The following is a 22,026-nucleotide window of genomic DNA, read 5'->3' on the forward strand; positions in this document are numbered from 1 at the left end:
GATATCGACCGATAATTTTCTGCCCGAATAATTCAAACGAAAGAGGGTGCCCCGGTTTTAAATTGAGACACCCTCTTCTTTTTGTTGCGATAAAGGTTGCAATAGCTTTTCTTAGGGAAGTGGTGTGCACGACGCCGAAACAAAACTTTCCTGAGCATCTATTTTATTGCAACTGAATTTCTCCTTGAGGCCTGCATTGACAATTTCGAACCAGTATATCTTGTCGTGAATAAGTTAGGATAACAATCGCTTGGACATCATGTACCAGTAGCAGCTCGACCCCAGCATTGCTTTCAATTCAGATCTCCACCGCTGACCGGTATAAAATACATAGGCGGTGCACAAATCGAACTTTAAAGGTATTCATCAATCCCAAACCTGCTTTTTTGACAACGGTCCAAATTTCACTTTACCAACCGAGTTTTTAATCATAATTCTCGGTGCTGGAAGCCATTAATAGAGCTGATCAAGAAGCCGGGGTTACTTTACAATTGCTTTTCAACCTAACAATGCGGGATAATAGGGTTAACTTAGAAGAAATCAACTCCGCACTTTATGAAGATTTCGTTTGTAGGCACATTCCCGCCACGGGAATGCGGAATTGGCACCTTTACCAAAAATTTGTATGATGCTGTCACCTCCGCACCAGGGGCAGATGGCCCGAATACTGCGCTAGTGGTTGCAATGGATGACAATGGGCAGCATTATGACTATCCGAAAGAGGTAAAACTGACCATTCGGCAAGAAGAACAAGCTGATTATCTGGAAGCCGCAAGTTTTATCAATATCAGCGGGGCGGATATCTGCGTTTTGCAGCATGAGTTCGGGATTTTCGGCGGGCAAAATGGCATCTACATACTCCCGTTCCTTTACCGTCTGAAGATTCCGTTGATCGTCACTTTGCACACAGTGCTGAAAAATCCTTCATATAATGAGCGGGCTGTGATGATTGAAATCTGCAAAATCGCCCAAAGCGTCGTCGTAATGACAAGGAAGGCGGTAGATATGTTAATGGAAGAATATGGCGTTGCCGAAAGTAAAATCGAGCAGATTGCGCACGGCGTTCCGGATATACAATTTGATCAACAGTCTGCCAAAAAAGAATTCAAACTTCTATCCAGACAAGTCCTTCTCACATTCGGATTTATTGGCCGAAACAAAGGCATTGAAATTGTGCTGAAAGCCCTGCCTGCGGTGGTTGCAAAATATCCGCAGCTGGTTTATATCGTTCTAGGCAAAACGCACCCCAATGTAATTCGGCATTCAGGTGAAGAATACCGAATTTTCCTACTAGGATTGGTGAAAAAGCTGGGCATTGAAAAGCATGTCATTTTCATGAACGAGTTTGTCGACCAGACTGAGCTTTTTAAATATCTTTCCGCCTCTGACATTTACATTACCCCTTACACCAATGAGGCACAGATCACAAGCGGAACATTGTCGTATGCCATTGGCGCAGGATCTGCGGTGATTTCTACGCCCTATTGGCATGCTGCCGAATTGCTCTCTGAAGGCCGAGGCAGGTTGTTCCCATTCAATGATGTGCAAGCTTTAAGTGATGTATTCCTTGATTTGCTTGATCACCCGGATACAATGGCGAGATTACGTAAAAACGCATACAATTACGGACGAGAAATTACCTGGCCCAAGATCGGCGCAAAATATGCGAAGCTCGCAGAAAAAATTGTGGCGGAACAGCCGTATGTGCATGTAGAAGCGGAAACTATCCTGGATCTGCTGGCTTTGCCTCCATTTTTGCTGGACCATGTGCAAAGACTCACCGACGATACAGGAATCATTCAGCACGCCAAATATGGAATTCCAAACTTGAAAGAAGGATATTGTCTGGATGATAATGCGAGGGCGCTTTTGATGGTCCTAATGACCTATAAAAGGAATAAAAACCCCCTGGCGCTTAAATTATCACCTACTTACCTGAGCTATATCAATTACATGCAAAACCCGGACGGCGCGTTCCGGAACTTCCTGAGTTTCAACCGTAATTTCCTGGATGAAGTGGGTTCAGAAGATTCGTTTGGCAGGACAATATGGGCATTGGGTTATCTGTTAGGAAATGCACCTAATGACGCTTATTATCAAACCGGGCGGGCTATTTTCTTCGATGCTTCCCCTAATTTTGTGAAGCTGCGATCCATCCGGAGCATTGCCAACACCATCGTAGGCATATGCCATTATCTAAAAAGCAACTCATCGGACGAAGGGATGATTGAGGTTTTGCGGCAATTGACAAACCGCCTAATGGTGGATTATGACCTGAACCGGACCACTGACTGGCATTGGTATGAATCGCTCCTGGCTTATGATAATGCCTTTTTGCCTCTCGCGATGCTGCACGCTGCCGAGTTTTTAAATGATGAAAGAGTCAATAAAGTTGCTTTGGAGAGCATGGAATTTCTTTCGAAAATCACTTTAAAGAACGGTTATCTTTCCATCGTAGGTAATGAAAAGTGGTATCTCAAAGATGGCGAAAGTTCAATGTTTGCCCAACAGCCACTGGATGCATTGGCTATGGTGCTCATGTTCCACCAAGCATTCCGGCTGACAAGCGATCAAGCTTATGTCCAACAGCTGAATACATGTTTTATGTGGTTTTTAGGTGAAAACGATCTCCGTATCAGTCTTTATGACTTTGAAACTAAGGGTTGCTGTGATGGCCTGGAAAGATATGGCGTAAACCGGAACCAGGGAGCGGAAAGCACGTTGGCTTATCTAATTTCTCATCTAAGCGTTTTGGAAGCATTTGAAGAGCTGACCAAGTTAAAAGCAGCTCAACCATGAGAGTTGCTATCTTATCATCCATTGCCTGGCGCACGCCGCCCCGCAATTACGGCCCCTGGGAGCAAGTAGCGTCCTATCTGGCAGAAGGTTTGCTTGCAAAAGGGATCAATGTGACATTATTCGCAACTGCAGATTCAATTACAAAAGGAAAATTGGATGCTACTTGTAATATCCCTTATGCGGAAGATCGGAACGTTGACCCTAAGGTGGTTGAATGCCTGCATATCAGTAATGTGATGGAAAAAGCGGATCAATTTGATTTAATTCATAATCATTTTGATTTCCTCCCACTAACATATTCCAGGCTGATCAAGACGCCAATGCTAACTACTATACACGGTTTTTCGTCGGATAAGATCAAGGAGGTTTACCGGAAATATAATGATGAGACACATTATGTTTCAATTAGCAATGCCGATCGGGATGAGAATCTGGATTACAAGGCAACAGTCTATAATGGTATCGACGAAGAAGCATTTCCCTACATTACTTTTCCCAACGATTATTTGCTCTTTTTTGGAAGGATTCACCCCGACAAAGGTACAAGTGAGGCAATTGAGATCGCTCGGAAAAGTGGAAGGAAGCTACTTATAGCAGGTTTGGTCCAGGATGAAGGGTATTTCAAGCGGGAGGTGGAGCCGCATATTGACTCTAAAAATGTCTTTTATTGCGGGAATGTAGGGCCAGAAAGGAGGAGCACGTTGCTGGGCATGGCGTACGCAGTGCTGCATCCAATCAGTTTTGAAGAGCCTTTTGGACTAAGTGTGGCTGAGTCGATGCTTTGTGGAACGCCCGTGATCGCCTTTAATCGCGGATCAATGTCTGAATTGATCAAGCACGGTCAAACAGGGTTTTTAGTATGTTCGGTGCCCGAGGCAGTAGAAGCCGTGGGGCTCGTAAAAAAGATCAACAGAAAGGACTGCGCCGACTGGGCACAGTCCATGTTTTCCAAGGATAAGATGGTGGATGGCTATCTAGCTGTTTATGAATCAATTTTAAGCAGCTAATCCTGCATTTTGTGTCAGCTCCTTTAATAAATCTTTGAGGTCCACAACTACATAAGTTGATGCGTAATCTGACATGGCGTATGGAATAATCAGGCTCTCATTGTGAATAAGCGCGCCGCAGGAGTACACAACATTGGGAACATACCCTTCCCGTTCCTTGCGATTTGGGATCAACAATGGCTGGCTCAGTCTTCCGATTTCTTTTTCAGGTTTATCCAGCTCAAAAAGGGACGCTCCCAGAACGTATTCACGCATAGGACCTACTCCGTGTGTCAGAACCAGCCAGCCAGCCTCTGTTTCCAATGGCGATCCGCAATTTCCAATTTGCACGAATTCCCAAGGGAATTGAGGCGACTGGATTATGGTCGCCTGTCGCCACACACTGATGTTGTCGGAAAAAGCAATGTAATTATTGACCCCGTCGATCCGGCAAAGCATGGCATATTTGCCATTGATTTTCCTCGGAAAAAGTGCCATTCCCTTATTTTGAGCGATTTCGCCATGAATCGGCAACACTTTGAAATGATAAAAATCCTTAGTCATCAGGATTTTGGGCAGGATCGAGGTTCCGTCATAGGCAGTGTAAGTTGCATAGTAAACTGGCTCATTGTCTCCTTGTATAAATTTAACAAACCGGGCATCTTCAATGCCCCGCTTTTCGGTATCAGCAATGGGAAAGATTACGCGTTCGGAAATATCAGTATCTAAGGAAAAATCCATTTCGTAATGCGATGACGCCAGCCACATCATTTCCCTCAGAAAAATGCGGCACGGTTCGTCCATTTCAATGACTTTGCTGGTCTCATCGACATAGCGTTTCAACTCCTCATACGTAAAGGTTTCGGTCAGTTTTTGCTCGATAACCGGGTAAGCAGCATTTTCAAGGTTCTGCATTTCGCCCAGTTTTGCCAGGAAAGACTTTTTTTTGTACACATGGTTACGGACATGTGCCGGCGAATCAAGCATTCGGCCAGGGGGCTCAACAGTGATCAGGTTATCCCCGTCTATGATGGCCGATCTGAAAACGATCGAAGAAATATGGCCTTCTCCCGTTGCACGGAAACTTAGAATAACCCTGCGCTCCCCAAAACCCATTCGGGACTGGTCCGGATCGTCAACAATAGAAGGGTTAAAGAATGCAGCAGCTTCAATAGAATATTCCATCGTAAAATAAGAACCTATCAACATTTCCTCGGTGGTGCCTAATTGTTTCAAATCAATGTCCATCGAGCTTAGCAGGGTATGAAGCCGGTGAAAATGCCGTTCAAATATTTTTAGAATATTGCGGTGCCGCCTGGCATATTTGCGCAGGACATTGCTTAACTCCTGTTTTTGCTGCTCGTGGGAAAGGTTCAGGATCATTGTGATCAATTGCCTTGCCCTTTCTTCACTGCTGAACATAAAACGGGCAATTACCCGGCTTGAATCTGGTTGAAAGACAATGTCCTTCCTAGTTATGTAGATTGACATGTGAAGTTTTGCAGCAAGGTGAGCCTTTAATCCGGAATTTGAGCTATAATATTTATAGCTAAGTTGATTGCAGGTGTACGCTGTTTAGTATTTAATTCAACGGTTACATGATTGAGCGTCCGATCGTGTGACTCACATTTTGGCTCAAATAACCGGCACCCGGTTCGAATTCAAGCAAGCAATATGGCCCAGAAACCGACATGATTAGGCTAAATGGTTTACCACACAGGTGCAACGGAACTGAGTTAACGCTCTCAAAACCATTTGCTAAACCGTTGGTGATCTGGCTTTCCAAAATCCCAACGAATTATCAAAGTCAAAAGGGCCAAATGGCATTTAACTGCAGTCCAATAAGGTTTGCTGGCAAACCTGGTACCATTCCTATATTATCGCTGTAGTATTAGATCAAAAAGCGGGTATCAACAGCGATCGGTAAACCGTGTGATTGTATCCGGCCCCGGCACACGGATGGGTTCCAGCTCAGCCTTGCCTGTCATTTTGCCGCTTACGATCGGTTAACCCAAAATGGTCATAGTCAGGCTTTTCTAAACTTATTCCAAGGTGAGTATTCTACCCGCAACTGGAACTGTATCCAGCAAGGCTTTAAATTTAAGCCTGACTTGCTCATAGGAGCTGCTCTGATTTGCATTCACCGTGTCTGAAATCAACTTATAAACATGCCCGGTTTCACACTGTAAGGACCAGCCATTGCTATCCCATATTTCATGATATAATTGGATCTTTCTTGCCGCCCTCTCACTATCTTCCATCTTATTTCTTTATGATTGTGAATACCCGTTCTCTGCGCGCTCTATCCATTCAGCTAAGGCGTTGAACTGCCTGCCATGAATAATTTCGACCACACGACTCATTTGTTTAAAAGCGCTGATCCTAATGTCGAATAGTCGCAAGTAGTTGCATAATCTTTACTGGGTGCGCTTTTGTTGTGTGAAAGCTTGCTAAACGCATGTAGCACGTTCTCATTATTTAATGAATAATCCTGGTGTTAGCTTTTGGAGCGCAAAAAGGCTTCCTGGCGGGACAATACATGCGCAACAAGGCGGAGAAAAAAAGCGCCATGCTAAGGCAAAACATGCGTAGTTAAAAAATATTCATCAATCTGGTTCCAAGAATAGCTGTAAGTGACCCCTCCTACTTGTTGAACGAAATCACCGGTTTCGCTATCGCTAAAGCCAACGCGCTAGTTAGTTGTATTTTTGATCCTAAACTTCAATGCTGAATTTGGCGGTGGAAGATCGGTTTTTGCTAATATTTTGATTTTCATACACTAAGGTAACCTATTTAAGCCAACATAACTACTTCAAAACGGTTTTTCAGTTACGTGGCTTGTCTGGTTGGCAATGGCACGGCGCTTCTCCCACAACCGGCTTTGATCAAATGGCGGTGACACCAAACTATGCTAGCGGAGGGGTATAGTGGCTACAACCAGTAACCGCTGGGACAGTCCCATCTAACTTTAAACTTGCCAAACATGCAATCTCGACTACCTACCTCAGATTTATCCCTACGATCCGTTGATGAGCTTGAAAAAGAAATACATGAAAGAAAGCTTGTGGAGCAGAAACTGGCCAAAAGTGAGTTTTTACTTTCTGAGGAGGGGCGAATAGCACGTGAGGGTGGCTGGGAGCTTGATGTAGAGACAAAGCAGTCATCCTGGTCAAAAGTAAGTGGTGCTCACAATGCGCAAGTCGTTTACAAAACACAATATATCCTAACTTAGATCCAAGGATAAAGATTTATCGGGTTTCCGGTATTTTTGAAAGTATATTTGAATACGTTGGCACAATCGACAAAGACCGACTTCACCCTAAACGTTGCGCTATGAATAAGAAAGGCGAAATCGTCATCATCGAAGATGACGCCGATGATCGGTTTTTGCTGGAAGAAGTCTTTAAATCACTTGATTACCCTAACAAACAGATATATTTTCATGATGGGCAGGATGCATTGGATTATTTACAAAAAACAGATAATGTGCCCTTTTTGATACTATCTGACATCAACATGCCCAAGTTGGATGGGTTTCAACTGAGACAGAAATTGCATACCGATTCAGAATTACAACTTAAATGTATCCCTTATCTCTTCTTTTCAACTGCAATTGACCAGAAAATGGTGATTGACGCATATAGCGTTTCGGCGCAAGGGTTCTTTGTTAAGCAGAATTCATTTTCAGAATTGGAAAAGACCATTCGAGTGATCATGGAATATTGGACAAGGTGTGCAGCCCCTAATAACTTTTAAGGTTCCATTCCGTGGCGGGAGAATACGCGGTTGATAACATTTTTATTTTTGCTTATGGCTGGAAGCACCACTTTCTTTTTGGCAGACGATGACGCTGATGATCGCCTTTTAATGAACGAGGCGATTAAAGCCATAGATCAAGTATTAAAATTGTGGAATCAAAGAATGGGCAGGAACTCCTCACGTTTCTCCAGTCGCAGACAATATCGGATAATTGTCTCATTATTTTAGACATGAACATGCCGAAAATGAACGGCTTAGAAACGCTATCAAATCTGCGAATTATTCCTCATTTAACTTCCTTACCAACAGTTATGCTTTCGATATCTCGGAATCCAGATATGATTGCCTTTGATCGGAAGAATTATTAGAGATCCTTATCTGTACGTAAAAACATAGGCGGTATAGAATTGCTAAACACGAAAACCATCGTAAATATTGTAATTTAATAACTGGCTATTACTTATGGGAAACAAAGGATTATTTGTGATGATCGATGATGACACTGATGATCACGCCGCAAAAATCTGTTCCAGTATCATTGCCGAAGATTGTATTTCCAACATGCTGGTGTCTTCCGTGACCTTTGAGGCAGGTGCAAGGACATACCGTTAAGTAAGAGCATCCGCAGAATAACGGTCCTTTGAAATAAACTTGACTTGAGAAGTAGACCTTCTTCATTGAATTGTAACCAGGCAGAAATCGTGAGGTCGCCGTTCGTGAATGATGCATTTACACTGTTGCTTTGCACGGTCAGCCATGTTATCAACCCGGCGAGAGCGACCAGTAAAGACGGCGTCAGTATCTCAATGGCAATTGCAGCAATCAATTTAAACATCATTATGTGGTTTTCATGATGCCGATTGAATAATTGATTTAGAGAAGCTTGCCTGTTATGTGTAATTTAAACAGTAAGTTATCTAATCCCGCAAACCGTGCAGCAAATACCCCGCCGAAATGTTCCTGAGGAGCCAGGCAAACTTACATTAACGGATCCAAAGATTGGATTATCCAGTCAGCAAGCCGATTCGAGACTTCAGCAGTTCGGTCTGAACGAACTGGAACAGGTAAAACCTGAAAGTATCTGGTCGATTTTGTTGCGTCAGGTCGATAGTGTCATTGTCTGGATCCTGGCAGCTGCGGCGGTAGTGTCTTTTTTCCTGGGTGATATCCTAGAAGGTTATGCTGTGATTGCCGTTATTTTAATCAATGCCCTTACCGGCTTTGTTCTCGAATATAACGCACGGCAATCCATGGAGGCATTGCGAAAGCTGGATACAACGCCAGCCAGGGTCTTGCGTAACAAACTGATTGTAGAGATCCCATCCGAACAGGTTACAATCGGCGATATTCTAATCCTGGAAGCAGGCGACTTGATACCCGCGGATGCTCAGATTTTGGAGGTTAACCAGCTTACCGTTGATGAGTCTGCCCTCACGGGCGAGTCCGTCCCATCCGCAAAAACGACGGAACCCTCATCGGAAGATGCTTCTCTGGGAGACCGCCACGACCAGCTTTTTAAAGGAACAGCTATTACCAATGGCAATGGTAAAGCTGTCGTCACTAATATCGGACAAGCGACGGAATTAGGCAAGATTGCAACCATGGTCAGCGAGGCCAGCCGAACGGCCACCCCTTTGGAAGCCAAGCTTGATTCTCTCGCAAAAGTGCTGATCTGGGTCACGCTGGGGATGGCTAGCCTGTTTTTGATTGTCGGTTTGCTGAGAGGGCAAGAGGTTAAACAATTGATTGAAACTGCTGTTGCACTGGCCATTGCCGCCATTCCGGAAGGAATGTCAGTGGTTGCGACCGTTGCGCTGGCTTATGGAATGCTGCGTTTGGCTGAGAAAAAAGTGATTGTCAAACGCCTGTCTGCGGTTGAAACGCTTGGAGGAACGAACGTTATCTTCACCGATAAAACAGGAACCCTTACTGAAAATAAAATTGAGGTCCAGGCGCTGCGGGTATCCGGAAACGACGTTACGGTTCGCCTTAATGCTGCCACCAATGGCGCTCAAACATTAGAATTCACGAAAGGTGACCCGGAACTAGTTTATTCAGCTGAATTCGAAATGCTTACCCGAGTCGGGGCGCTGGTAAACAATGCGCAATTGTCTTCAAGCAAATCCGAGCGGAAGGAATTGGGTGATCCCGTAGAGATTGCGCTGCTTGCCTACGCCAGGGCTGCTGGCATTGATCTGCATCAATTGCATCATGACTACCAGCGACAGGCTGAACAAGCATTCAGTTCCGACACCCGCATGATGGCTACGCTTCACCGGATTGGAGCAGATTATTTCATTGGCGTTAAGGGTGCCGTGGAAGAAGTGTCTGCACTTTGCAATTGGGACAGTCAGCAAGAACAGGATCAAGAGCTTGAAGTTTCGGAACAAATGGCCGCTGACGGGCTCCGTACGCTTGCTTTTGCGTATCGGCAAACCAGTGACCAACCAGGAGAGGATTTTACCAAAACAGAGAAATTGACTTATGCCGGACTGATCGGCTTTCTAGATCCGCCCCGGAAGGAAGTGATCAAATCGCTTAACGCCTGTCATGAAGCGGGAATCAAAGTCATTATGGTAACCGGCGATCATCCGGCTACTTCCCTTAAAATAGCTAAACAGGTTAATCTTGTAGAAGCTGATGAGCAGCTCGTATTGACCGGAAAAGACCTCGAATCATTTGATTTTTCATCTGCAACAGATCAGAAAAAAATGATGGAGTGCCGTGTATTTGCGAGGGTCAATCCGGCTCAAAAATTGGATATGATAGATTTCTATCAAAAACAAGGAGACATTGTCGGCATGACCGGTGACGGTGTGAATGACGCTCCCGCATTGAAAAAATCTGACATTGGCATTGCCATGGGACTGCGCGGGACCGCAGTTGCCGCCGAAGCGGCTGATATGGTCTTGAAGGACGACTCTTTTGCTTCTATCGTACACGCCATTGAGCAGGGAAGGGTTATTTTTGAAAATATCCGAAAATTCATTGTGTTCCTCTTATCCTGTAACATGAGTGAGATTTTCGTTGTCACTTTTGCGGGCTTCCTTAATGTCGGGAGTCCACTCCTACCGCTGCAAATCCTTTTTATCAACATTATTACGGACGTTTTCCCTGCTCTGGCGCTGGGCGTAGGAAAAGATAACAAGAACCTGATGAAGTCCGAGCCGCGCGATCCCAAGCAGCCCATTTTGCAAATTGCCGATTGGAAACGGGTTGTGCTATACGCATTGGTCATGACTGCATCCGTGCTGGGTGTGTACTGGTATGCCACCGATCAGCTAGGGCTTAGCGCTGAATACGGTAACACCATCACTTTTTATGCACTCTCCCTGGCCCAATTGCTGCATGTATTCAATTTGTATTCGGGAAAGCTCCGGTTTTTCAGCAATGAGATTACGCGGAACAAATTCATCTGGATGGCCTTGATACTGTGCGTGCTGATTATGCTTTTAACCAACTATGTTCCCTTTCTGAGACAGATACTATCACTCCAAAAGCTTGACTTGCAAGCGCTGGAACTGATTCTGTCAGCTGGTTTCATCCCTCTTCTTGTAAATCAGATCCTACGCGCCCTGTTTATACCAAAATGATTTAGTTGCTTGATTATCTGTAATTAATGACCATTGCTGAATTAAATAGCGTCACCTTTATAGACGTCAGTAAGGACAAGCTGGATCTGGCAAAGAGCCTGGGAGCGGACCTTACAACAGTCCATACGGCTAGGCTGGAAGATATCAATGTTGTATTTGATCAAATGAGAGCGGGAACGATCCAAGGTAGGGTTGTAATGGAAATAGGAGCCGCAAGGCATTAAACGATAAAGATTATGGAAAAGGAAGATGCTGAAGTGAAAACTTTATCTGCCGAGCTGTTAAGGAAAATGAATGCTTACTGGCAGGCAGCCAATTATTTGTCCGTGGGCCAGATATACCTGTATGGCAACCCGTTGCTGAGAAAGCCATTAACCCTGGAACACATTAAGCCGCGCCTGTTGGGACATTGGGGCACTACGCCGGGGCTGAATTTTATATATGTTCACCTGAACCGCATCATTAAGCAAAATGACCTGAACATCATTTATGTGGCTGGCCCCGGCCATGGCGGACCCGGACTCGTGGCAAACACTTACCTGGAAGGCACTTACAGCGAAGTGTATCCGGACATATCTGAAGATGAAACCGGAATGCAGAAACTCTTCAAACAGTTTTCATTTCCCGGCGGCATTCCCAGTCACGTTGCGCCGGAAACACCCGGCTCCATTAACGAGGGCGGCGAACTGGGTTATTCGCTGGTGCATGCATTCGGGGCAGTTTTTGACAACCCTTACCTGATAGCAGCCTGTGTTGTCGGCGATGGTGAAGCCGAAACCGGCGCATTGGCCGCAAGCTGGCATTCCAATAAATTTCTTAATCCCGTGCACGATGGCGCTGTGCTTCCTATCCTGCATTTGAATGGTTATAAGATTGCCAATCCAACTGTGTTAGCGAGAATTGCAAAACATGAGTTAGAGCAGCTTTTTAGAGGTTACGGCTATAATCCCTACTTTGTTGAAGGCGATGATCCGGAAATTATGCATGAATTGCTGGCTTCAATCATGGACATTGTCGTAGCAGAGATAAGACTGATACAAAGCGATGCACGGATTTATGGGTTCAAGGAAAGACCAGTTTGGCCCATGATTATTTTTCGGACGCCAAAGGGTTGGACGGGCCCTGAAACTGTTGACGGCTTGCAAATTGAAGGAACATGGCGCGCGCACCAGGTTCCGTTGGCTGAACTGGCCACTAAACCTGAGCATGTGCAAATGCTGGAAGCCTGGATGAGAAGCTACAAGCCTGAATTGCTTTTTGATGAAAATGGCAAGCTGATCCGAGAGCTGGCCGAACTGGCACCCGAAGGAAACCGACGAATGGGCGCAAACCCAAGCGCCAACGGCGGCTCGCTATTGATTGATTTAAAAATGCCGAATTTCCGGGACCATGCCGTGGCTGTGCCGACTCCCGGGACCATGGAAGCGGAAGCAACTTCGATTATGGGAGCATTTCTTCGGGATGTCATGAAATCCAATTGGCACGAACGCAATTTCAGGATTTTCGGGCCGGATGAAACTTCCTCCAACCGCCTTTCGCATTTGTTTGACATTACCGGAAGAACATCAACGGCTGAAATTATAGAGGGCGATAACCACATTTCGGCCGACGGCAGGGTGATGGAAGTTTTGAGCGAACATCTTTGCCAGGGCTGGCTGGAAGGCTATCTGCTAACTGGGAGACATGGTTTGTTTTCGTGTTATGAAGCATTCATTCACATTGTGGATTCAATGTTTAACCAGCACGCCAAATGGTTGAAAGTTTCCCGGAACCTGCCCTGGCGCCAGCCGATCGCCTCACTGAATTATCTGCTGACCTCGCATGTATGGCGACAGGACCACAATGGAAACAGTCACCAGGATCCGGGATTTTTGGATGTTGTGGCAAATAAAACGGCAGAAATTGTCCGCATTTATCTCCCGCCGGATGCCAACACATTACTCTCTGTAACAGATCATTGCCTCAGAAGCCGCGACAACATTAATGTGATCGTCGCAGGAAAGCAGCCTGAAATGCAATGGCTGGACATGGAAGCTGCTATCAAACATTGCACGGCTGGTCTGGGCATCTGGAAATGGGCGAGCAACGACGAAGGCTTTGAACCCGATGTAGTAATGGCCTGCGCCGGAGATGTCCCTACGATTGAAACCATCGCAGCGGTTCAGATTCTCAGGGAACATTTACCGGAACTGAAAGTAAGGGTTATCAATGTAGTAGACCTGATGACACTGCAGCCAGAAAGCGAGCATCCGCATGGCTTGAATGATAAAGATTTCGACATGCTATTCACACAGGATAAGCCCATCATTTTCGCATTTCACGGCTATCCGCTGCTGATCCACCGCCTGACCTACCGCCGGACCAACCATAAAAACTTGCATGTGAGGGGCTACAAAGGCGAAGGCACAACGACAACGCCATTTGATATGGTCGTGCTTAATGACTTGGACCGCTTCCATCTGGTAAGCGACGTAATCGATCGTCTGCCCGGATTAGGAACAAAAGGTGCCTATCTCAAACAATTTCTCCGAGATAAACTGCTGGATCACAAATCCTACATTGAATTGCATGGACAAGATATGCCCGAGATTTTAGATTGGAAATGGAATCCGGCTACACTGGGAAAACAAGAATAAAATTACAGGAATGACAAATATTATCAAGCAAGCTCAGCACCCCATTCACTACTGGTGGATATTCATGTTTTCGGGAATTGCTTTAATTGGTTCCGGCGTATATGTGGCACGGAACCCGTCCGTCACCTACGATGAGCTGAGCATCTTTTTTTCTGCTATGCTGTTGATCAGTGGGATTTGTGAAGCCTCCTTTTGCATAGAGAACAGAAGGTTTTTCAAAGGCTGGGGATGGTTTCTGACAGGAGCAATTCTGGATCTTATATTAGGACTTATTTTTATAACCAACCCCATTTTGGCCGCTATCTCTCTTCCGTTGTTTGCAGGAGTCTGGCTTTTGATGCGCAGTGTGCTGCTGATTGCCCGTTCTTTTCAAGCCAAAAAGAAAAGGCTAAATGATTGGCCATGGTTATCGCTTTGGGCAATAACGGGAGGTTTCTTTTCGGTGGTAAATATATATAATCCTTTGTTCAGCGAGGACAGGTTGGTTATCTGGACAGCATTTGCTTTATTGGCAGTAGGAGCATTTTACGTCCATTTCGGTATGCTCATTAAGAATGCTCAATGGTGGATCAATGATAAAATATACACCTGAACGACGGAGATTTTAATAATATGTGGGACCAAATTCCAGTACGTTTAGTTAGCCGCATAAACGCATCGCCCGTTTTTGTGATGATGCTGATGATGCTCGCTTCCTGTCAGACAAAGCAAGAGAAAAAGCAGCCCGAAGTTGCCAAAAGGGACACGTCAATCAAAATTGAGAATTCATTTACTGAACTTTTCATTGACACTACTGCATTGGCTAACTTTGTTCAATCACATAGCGCGGATGATAGCCTGGTCAACAAATTACAGAGCTTTTATAACCGCCGAAACTATCAATTTGCCTGGTTTTTCCCTGATGGGATGGCCGAGTTTGTGCCTACATTTCTGGCCCTGCAAAATGACTATATCTACGTTTCAGGTGATAGCTCTCTCTATGATCCGGCGCTTTTGGCAAGCATTGATTCATTGGGATTACGAAATCACATCATCCCATCAGATACGCTTGTAATTAAGACTGAACTGGCACTAACGGAACATTTTTTCAAGTATACCCAAAAGGCCTATTCAAGCGACAGGAGTATCAACATTCAGGACCTTGACTGGTTTATACCCCGTAAAAAGGTTAATCCAGCTGAATTTTTGGATTCCCTGCTGAAAAACAAAGGGGCAAATCTGGCTTCGTATGAACCGGTCAATCGCCAGTATAACCTGCTTACAGAGCAACTTAAAATCTATCATCCGCTTGCCAATCAAGACTGGAAAGTTTTAAATTCAGTTAAAACGCTCAAATTAGGCGATTCATCCGCAGAAATACCTGAAATCAAGAGACGGCTGGCATTGCTCCAAGACCTAAAACAGGCAGATTCAACCAATCTTTTTGATTCCACCCTTTTTCATGGCGTACGTTCGTTTCAAACCAGAATGGGGCTTAGAGCATCGGGGCAGATCGGCGCGGCGTTCTTCAAGGAACTGAATGTGCCCGTGCATGAAAGGATCCGCCAAATGCTCATTAATATGGAACGGATCAGATGGGTGCCGGCGGCTCCTGAGACAGATTATATACTGGTTAATATTCCTGAATACCGGCTGCATATGTATGAAAAAGGGCAGCTGGCATTCAGTATGAATGCTGTGGTAGGCTCACAGGCACATAGCACGGTCATCTTTTCGGGCAAGCTAAACCAGATCGTATTTAGTCCTTACTGGAATGTTCCACCCAGCATATTGAAAAATGAAATCTTGCCTGGCATTAAACGCAATAAAAACTATTTGGCGCGGCACAATATGGAGTGGAACGGAGGCAGTGTCCGGCAAAAGCCGGGTAAGTCCAATTCCTTAGGGCTGGTCAAGTTTCTATTTCCCAACAGTTACAATATTTACTTGCATGATACTCCCTCGAAAAACTTGTTTGCAGAATCACAGCGCGCATTCAGCCACGGATGCATCCGGCTATCGGAGCCCAAAAAACTGGCGGAGTTTTTGCTGCGCAATGACTCAACCTGGACAACCGACAAAATAACCAAAGCGATGAATAGCGGCAAAGAGAAATATGTGCGTCTTCGTGGCAGCAACGAAATACCTGTTTTCATCGGTTACTTTACTGCTTGGGTCGACCACAACGGCAAAGTTAATTTCCGAAAGGACATTTATGGGCACGATCAAAAAATGGCCGAAAGGTTGTTCGACTCACTTAAAGGTTAAGAAAATCAGCTGCTTGGGAAATCGTTATGAGCTGGATGGCTCCCGGTAGGATTTGTCGGGATTCTAAAAGAAGGTCCTGGATAGTATCCAGCTTTTGGTGTAGCTCGGAAACTGCGCGGGGCAGCTGGTGCTTATCTCGTGTGCAAACAACTCGAAGCTAATCTCCTTGAAGTACGTTTATCAAGGAATAAATTGACTGTTATAGCACCCATGATTTCTTGTCATTTGGTAGTGGTTGCAATAAACTTGCAATACAGATTATAAAACTTGTGAGTCCTTTTTATTGTACTCATAATCATTAGGTGACTGCCGGGCGGCGATTCGCTTCGATTTCAGGAGGGCCACTAAATTAAGAAAACGGACTTAGCTTAGATGCTAGGTCCGTTTTTTGCTGAATTGGATGATTGTTTTACAAAATCACCATAATATCAGAGTTAGGCTTATCGCGCTTTTCGAGGTATTCCCATGATACGATATCTTCCTCGGGATAGATATTGCCCGTATCCTCGGGACCTTCGTCGCCAACTGCTTCTACGAAAGCTTTTGAGCCTTTTTTATAAATTCCTTCGCGTGGAATTCCATTCATGTCCGTAAAAAGAACCAGGGATTGGTCTTCGGGGAGATTGCCGTTTTTCATAGCCTGACCGGGTTAAAGTTCGTTGTTCGTTGCTGCTGCTTTATCTGTACGCCAATTTACTTCAGATTCCGATATTTCAGATTCTGACTCGGAACCCTTCCTGGTTTCGAATCCATCTTCGGTCATTTTGGGCATAAAATTGTTGACAGAAGCCGAGAGTGTAGAAACCAGTCCAGGGTTAGCGCCCTGCAATGCAACTGCCAGTTTCGCACTTGCCGTTAATATGACCTCATTTTCTCCATATTCAATCGCTTCAATAATCTGCGCTGCCGATTTCTCCGCTTTTTGGGAAAATAACGGAGAAGAAGCCATTGTTTTGAACCACGCATATTCGGCTTCGTGATCACCTTTTATGAATACGTTTTTAGTACTCCCGGTCTGCATCAAATTAGGTATCACGGTTGTTACCGTCACTTTATCCCGCTTCAATTCCGCGTGCAAACCTTCCGACAGCGCGACCATAGCAAACTTGCTAACACTATAAGGCAGCAAATGCGGTACTGAAATCTTTCCGCCAATGGAGCAGATGTTGGCGATCCGGCCTTCGGATTGCTTCAAATGCGGCAATGCAGCTTTGACCATGTACAATGCCGCCCAGAAATTCACATCCATTGCTTTTTTGTAATCCTGGATTTCCATTGATTCCTGCGGACCGACGATCATAGTACCCGCATTGTTGATCAACACATCGATGGACCCAAATCTTTCAGCTGCCGCTGCTACCACTTGCTGGGCATCCTGCTGTTCACTTAGGTCGGCGGTAATCGCGAGTACATTGGCGCCAAGTCCGGTCAGTTCACGTTCGGCATCTTTGAGCTGCTCCGGGTTTCTTGAACAAATCACCAGATTAGCTCCCTTTTCTGCCAGGCCGCGCGCCAGAAGCAAGCCCAACCCCCTCGCTCCGCCGGTAATAATGACCGTTTTTCCAGTAAAATCATAACGGGTAACCCGCTTGTACACACTCCTGGCGGCTGCGATAAGACCTACTGCAGCAATGGCATATAAACCCAGTTTTCCCGAATCGGAAATCAATTTTGTTTGCTGATCCATTTTGAAAAAATGTCTTGATGAAACAGCAACCGGCTAAATATCTATGCCGCAGGGTAGTTCCGCTTTAATTTTCAAGATTTTTGGCGAAGACAATGAAGTTCATCCAGTCGAAATTTGTCATATCATGGATTCCTTCGCGATTGTGATAGGCAAGTGGCGGCGTGGCAATTACTTTTTCAACTGCGGGCGGAGACGCTGGCAACGCAGACTTTTTACCATAAAGTGCGTACACTTTCTCCGCGTTTTTGAGGGCGAGGAATGTTCCGGTAGGATCAGCCCAGAGATCTTTCGACGCATTGGTTGCATATACCGGACGCGGCGCAACAAGCGCGATTAGCATGTGCTGATCCACGGGCAGCTCGCTCTCTTTGTCATTGAACTTCTTATAGTTGTTGTTAAACCAATGTGGAAAAGTAGTATTGATCTTGCTGATCCGCTCTCCGAATTGCCTTTTCGCAAGTGCGGCGCCTGTGTTGCCTGAGCAGTTTGTTATGCAAGCTGCAAAACGCTGGTCTTGTGCTGCCGCCCATAATGAGGCTTTTCCGCCTCTGGAATGCCCCAATACGTAAACTTTCTTTGCATTGATATCGGGATCCTTTTGAAAATAGTCCAGCACCCGGCTTGCGCCCCATGCCCAGGCACCGATTGCTTTCATGCCATTATCAGCTGCAAGCTGGTCGGGGTACAACTGCAAAACACCATTTACATAATCCTGTTTATCGTCTGGTGCCAGGTCACTTACGTGAAATGCGGCCACTGCAAATCCGCTGTCGATAACCATTTCCGCCGGCCAGAATTCGCTCTTTTTCTCACGGGTAGGATCGGTCAGATTCTTCCCCCGGTTGTTGATCAGCAGGAAAACCGGAGAAGCAGCCTTTCGTTTGTTCGGCACAAAAAGCGTCAGATTGATCCTGACTGATTTGCGATTTTTAAAAACATCAATGGTCACCTCCTTCAAAGTGGCATTTCCGCCCATTGCGGTCTTGTCTTCTTTAACCACCGAATACCTGCTACTATCGATAGCAGTGGGCATTTGTCCATAAATGTTATCTTCAAACAACCTCAGGATTTCAGGTCGCCGCGACTTCTCCCAGGTATTCTTGTTTTTTACTTCCTTACCTGCTGCCGTTTGTAAAACAGGCGGAAGGGTGTAGGCGGGAACCTTGGTTTCGTCGTAGTTCTGCGCGCGACCGGTAGTCAGGCAGCTAAAAAGGAGGAATATGGGCAGGTATCTGAACATAAAAGGCGATGATTTTCTTTCTTTTAAGAAAACCACCGCCTTTGACATATTTACTGAAAAACTTACAACTTCAACTCGCCCTCTTCTTCTCCCTGCCAATATTTGATCTGTTTTGCAGCGACTGAAATCATCGCAATGCCCGGGGTATCCAGCCCGTCTTCAAACCACATTTCCAGCTCTTCAACCCAATGTTCTTCCATTTTCTCGCGGCTGCGGGTAACATCTGCTTTGCCGGCGATTGAGATATAGATATCGTCGTCCCCATTGAAACTGAGGTTTACCCCACTATCCATTTCAATGTCACTCACCATCCTCGAACCCTCCCACGTAAAAAAGTAGGAATTGCCGTCGTACTCCACCTGGCGATTATTACTCATTGGCCGGGAAGCCAGCATACCATTGGTCGTAGTGGTTGTGAGCATACATATGTCAAGATCCTTCATGATCTCGGCTACATCTTTCAAAGTCTTATCTGCCATGTTTTTAGTTGTTTTCTGATATCAGATATCAAAATAGTGCCAGAGATTTTTTTCAACCGCACCCAACCTCCGCCCGTTGCCTTGTAGTTTATATTATTGACAGGATACACCTGATCATCTTTACACACCTTAAAATATTGATCATGAAAACTGAAAAAATTCTTGTGTTTGCAGCAGCACTTTTTCTGTTGAACCTGGCGGCTTGCGACAGTAATGAAATAAACAAGGTAACGCCGTCGGCAGATGCAGCGCGCGCTAATCGGGAGGATTCTTCGGGCGTGGCAAACCCTGATAGTATTCCAACGTTTCCGGTGGATTCTATTCCGGCAGACTCTATTCCAACAGATTCAATTCCTACAAACTCAATCCCGACAGATTCTATTCCGTTAGACTCGGTTCGAAATGATTCCATTGCAACCGATTCTCTTAAAAAATAGTCAGTGCGGTGGGCCGCGAATGCTGCGCCCTGCTTTATTTATTTCATTTGAATAGTCTGGATCAAATATTGGCCGGTTGCCGGCGCAGGGATCGCCAGAGTCAGGAACAACTCTACCGGCGTTTTTACCCTGTGCTTTTTGCGTTATGTAAGAATTTTTTTGACGAAAAACACGATGTACTTACAGCGCTGAACAATGGGATGATGAAAGTTTTCCAGAATATTGACCAATACGATGCGGCCAAAGGCGAGCTGTTCAACTGGATCTACACAGCTGTCAGAAATGCGGCATTAACACTCCTGCGGAACCGGAAAACGCAGCAATTTGACTATGATGAGATTGATGACCGCATGGGCTTTGAATCCGCAGATAACCCTCTTGAAACCTTATCCGCAAACGACATTCAAATTTATCTTGCCCAATTGCCTGTGGCTACACGCCGGATCTGCGGGCTGTTTTATCTTGAGGGATTTTCGGTAAAAGAAATTTCGGAAGCCCTGGCAATTAGTACCGGAACTGTTAAATGGCATTTAAGCGAAAGCAGGACGCGGTTGAAGAAAATACTGGAAAAATACCTGTAAGCAGTTGTGAGCAAGAAAAACGCACATATCAACAAGTACCTGACGGACAAGCTGCCCGAGCCGGAAATCCCGGCTGACGAAGCATGGGCAAACCTGAATGGGATGCTCGGCGCTGCGCCTGTCAGCGGTTCAGCTCCTGCTAATGGTGGTATTTCACCTGCCGGCGGAGCGACTGGCGGCAAGCTGCTCGGAGGCTTAAAATGGGCAGCTATTGCGCTGACCAGCACAACTATCACCGCTGTGCTGGTCGTAAAACTCGCATTATCCCCCAATGTCGCTGATACTAAACCTACATTCAAACAAGCGCAACCTGCCGAAATAAGGACTACAGAAGATACCGTTTCAACCCAGCAGCAAACTACATTAGATAGCAATGAAAAACCCGTAGCTGTTCAACAAATGAACCCGGATGTGCGTGTTGGGCAAAATGAAGAAGCAAATCCGCAAAGCAGCAGTTTAACACCCGAAAATAAAAAGCTATCCCAGCTAAAATCTTCGGAAAAGACTCAGTTTCAAATTGAAAGAACTACCAATGCACCTGCTTTGAATGAGCGGCAAAAAAACATCAAGCCTGCTCAAAAACATTCTGATAATGCGCCTCCATTTGCTGCTTCAAGCCCGGCTTCACGTACTTCCGGAAACAGCGCCGATCCTGTGTATGAAACCAGGAAACGCCAGCAAAACGATCGTTATCGAAGCAACGGAAATTCACTAGACCAAGCCCCGGGTAACCCAGAGCAGCCTGCAGACAATTCGAGATTGGCTATCAATATCCGCCAGATCTCTGGTACAAAGGGAAATTTTGAGGGTAAGAAGCTCATTCTGGATAGCAGAATAGTGGTTCGGCAAACAGCAAAAAAACCTGTTCAACCACAAGAGAAAGAACCCGGCAGTTTCCACGTCGGACTTGAATGGAGCCTTAACAGTCCGTTTGCGAAGACAGACTATCTTTTTGCGGGAAAAGATTCTGTGAGTAAACCGGCGAATCTGCTGATCCCGGCGCTTGTAATTTCCAGATCGTGGAATGCACAGCAGCTGACTTTCACGGCAGCAGCGCGGCAAACCTATTTTGGGAACAACAAAACTGCATCGCAGGTAATCGATCCCGCTTTTGGCGATTCGTCTCTCATTTATTACAACTACAAGCTGATCAAAGCCACGGGCATCCAATTTTCCCTTCAATACCATCACCGCATAGCAGGCGCATTCTCCCTGGGCGGCGGCGTGGGTTATACGCTTTTTTCAGGTGCACTAATAAGGCAGACCACCCGAAACTGGCAGAACCGCGAATGGAACGGACCGCTTGCAATTCCTTCCACGAAAAAGGAGGTTGAAGGATTTATGAAACCGTCACAAGTCACATTAAAAGCCGGTCTCCTTTTTCAGCCTGGTCACAATGCGCAACGTTTTCAGGCGGGCTTCAATGTGATTTTACCAGTTACCAACATTTCCCGCTTCCAGGGTTCTGCTGTTAAAGCATTGAATGGACAGCTTTTCGTGCGGTTTATGTTTTTGTAAAAGCCGGATGCTCACTCAACGCTGCCGCGTGTTCATTCCTTAAAAATACTCTAATTCCCTTTTG

At 45.5% G+C, this 22,026-nt stretch carries 18 protein-coding genes; 12 read left to right on the plus strand and 6 right to left on the minus strand.

What is annotated here, in order from left to right; translation table 11 throughout:
* Positions 1 to 555 precede the first annotated feature (555 nt).
* Together AC1XTG_RS23165 and AC1XTG_RS23170 are read left to right on the plus strand one after the other, a co-directional pair.
* A complete protein-coding gene (locus AC1XTG_RS23165; protein ID WP_484843622.1) occupies positions 556 to 2,799 on the plus strand; it encodes a glycosyltransferase family 4 protein in 2,244 nt (747 codons plus the stop codon).
* On the plus strand, positions 2,796 to 3,806 hold the full coding sequence (locus tag AC1XTG_RS23170) for a glycosyltransferase family 4 protein (RefSeq protein WP_056291218.1): 1,011 nt from the start codon (positions 2,796 to 2,798) through the stop codon (positions 3,804 to 3,806). The genes AC1XTG_RS23165 and AC1XTG_RS23170 overlap by 4 nt, the downstream gene beginning before the upstream one ends.
* Here AC1XTG_RS23170 and AC1XTG_RS23175 read toward each other — a convergent pair.
* Positions 3,795 to 5,276, minus strand: coding sequence for a glycoside hydrolase family 130 protein (locus tag AC1XTG_RS23175; RefSeq protein WP_484843623.1), 1,482 nt, complete (start codon positions 5,274 to 5,276; stop codon positions 3,795 to 3,797). The two genes, AC1XTG_RS23170 and AC1XTG_RS23175, sit on opposite strands and share 12 nt — an antisense overlap.
* Positions 5,277 to 6,768: 1,492 nt before the next feature.
* On the opposite strand from AC1XTG_RS23175, the gene AC1XTG_RS23180 reads away from it, so the two are divergent.
* The 3 genes from AC1XTG_RS23180 to AC1XTG_RS23190 all read left to right on the plus strand — a co-directional run bounded on the left by AC1XTG_RS23180 (position 6,769) and on the right by AC1XTG_RS23190 (position 7,912).
* Positions 6,769 to 7,017 (plus strand): hypothetical protein, encoded by a 249-nt coding sequence (locus tag AC1XTG_RS23180; protein ID WP_056291228.1) that lies wholly within the window; start codon positions 6,769 to 6,771, stop codon positions 7,015 to 7,017.
* 101 nt (positions 7,018 to 7,118) lie between these two features.
* The gene (locus tag AC1XTG_RS23185) at positions 7,119 to 7,541 is read left to right on the plus strand and encodes a response regulator (RefSeq protein WP_484843624.1); all 423 of its coding nucleotides are present in this window, start codon (positions 7,119 to 7,121) and stop codon (positions 7,539 to 7,541) included.
* Between the two features lie 152 nt (positions 7,542 to 7,693).
* Positions 7,694 to 7,912: a response regulator gene (locus tag AC1XTG_RS23190; protein WP_162242770.1), complete on the plus strand. Its 219-nt coding sequence runs from the start codon at positions 7,694 to 7,696 to the stop codon at positions 7,910 to 7,912.
* Between the two features lie 167 nt (positions 7,913 to 8,079).
* On the opposite strand, the gene AC1XTG_RS23195 is transcribed toward AC1XTG_RS23190, so the two are convergent.
* Positions 8,080 to 8,445 carry a DUF6544 family protein gene (locus AC1XTG_RS23195; protein WP_409012547.1) on the minus strand — a complete coding sequence of 122 codons (366 nt, stop codon included), beginning with the start codon at positions 8,443 to 8,445 and terminating at the stop codon, positions 8,080 to 8,082.
* A gap of 31 nt (positions 8,446 to 8,476) precedes the next feature.
* Here AC1XTG_RS23195 and AC1XTG_RS23200 point away from each other — a divergent pair, with 31 nt between their 5' ends.
* From AC1XTG_RS23200 to AC1XTG_RS23215, 4 genes are all read left to right on the plus strand, one after another.
* The gene (locus AC1XTG_RS23200) at positions 8,477 to 11,137 is read left to right on the plus strand and encodes a cation-translocating P-type ATPase (RefSeq protein WP_484843625.1); all 2,661 of its coding nucleotides are present in this window, start codon (positions 8,477 to 8,479) and stop codon (positions 11,135 to 11,137) included.
* Between the two features lie 236 nt (positions 11,138 to 11,373).
* Positions 11,374 to 13,773, plus strand: a complete 2,400-nt coding sequence (locus AC1XTG_RS23205) for a phosphoketolase family protein (protein ID WP_484843626.1) — start codon at positions 11,374 to 11,376, stop codon at positions 13,771 to 13,773.
* 10 nt (positions 13,774 to 13,783) lie between these two features.
* A complete protein-coding gene (locus tag AC1XTG_RS23210; RefSeq protein WP_484843627.1) occupies positions 13,784 to 14,365 on the plus strand; it encodes an HdeD family acid-resistance protein in 582 nt (193 codons plus the stop codon).
* 20 nt (positions 14,366 to 14,385) lie between these two features.
* On the plus strand, positions 14,386 to 16,020 hold the full coding sequence (locus AC1XTG_RS23215; RefSeq protein ID WP_484843628.1) for a L,D-transpeptidase family protein: 1,635 nt from the start codon (positions 14,386 to 14,388) through the stop codon (positions 16,018 to 16,020).
* 409 nt (positions 16,021 to 16,429) lie between these two features.
* Here the strand turns inward: AC1XTG_RS23215 and AC1XTG_RS23220 are convergent, their stop codons facing one another.
* The 4 genes from AC1XTG_RS23220 to AC1XTG_RS23235 form a co-directional block, all read right to left on the minus strand.
* Entirely contained in the window at positions 16,430 to 16,657 is a 228-nt protein-coding gene (locus tag AC1XTG_RS23220) for a hypothetical protein (protein ID WP_056291242.1), read from the minus strand.
* Between the two features lie 12 nt (positions 16,658 to 16,669).
* Positions 16,670 to 17,707, minus strand: coding sequence for an SDR family NAD(P)-dependent oxidoreductase (locus AC1XTG_RS23225; RefSeq protein WP_484843629.1), 1,038 nt, complete (start codon positions 17,705 to 17,707; stop codon positions 16,670 to 16,672).
* Positions 17,708 to 17,771: 64 nt separating this feature from the next.
* A complete protein-coding gene (locus AC1XTG_RS23230) occupies positions 17,772 to 18,947 on the minus strand; it encodes a dienelactone hydrolase family protein (protein ID WP_056291684.1) in 1,176 nt (391 codons plus the stop codon).
* Positions 18,948 to 19,009: 62 nt separating this feature from the next.
* Entirely contained in the window at positions 19,010 to 19,426 is a 417-nt protein-coding gene (locus tag AC1XTG_RS23235; protein WP_056291246.1) for a pyridoxamine 5'-phosphate oxidase family protein, read from the minus strand.
* A 143-nt stretch (positions 19,427 to 19,569) separates the two neighbouring features.
* Here AC1XTG_RS23235 and AC1XTG_RS23240 point away from each other — a divergent pair, with 143 nt between their 5' ends.
* From AC1XTG_RS23240 to AC1XTG_RS23250, 3 genes are read left to right on the plus strand one after another with little or no spacing between them, the layout of a single operon-like run.
* On the plus strand, positions 19,570 to 19,863 hold the full coding sequence (locus AC1XTG_RS23240; protein WP_056291248.1) for a hypothetical protein: 294 nt from the start codon (positions 19,570 to 19,572) through the stop codon (positions 19,861 to 19,863).
* 8 nt (positions 19,864 to 19,871) lie between these two features.
* Complete coding sequence (locus AC1XTG_RS23245; RefSeq protein WP_229238823.1) at positions 19,872 to 20,444, plus strand: RNA polymerase sigma factor; 573 nt, start codon at positions 19,872 to 19,874, stop codon at positions 20,442 to 20,444.
* 6 nt (positions 20,445 to 20,450) lie between these two features.
* Complete coding sequence (locus AC1XTG_RS23250; RefSeq protein WP_484843630.1) at positions 20,451 to 21,962, plus strand: hypothetical protein; 1,512 nt, start codon at positions 20,451 to 20,453, stop codon at positions 21,960 to 21,962.
* Positions 21,963 to 22,026 lie beyond the last annotated feature (64 nt).

The sequence above is a fragment of the Dyadobacter sp. HNCC25DJ183 genome (genome assembly GCF_056895175.1).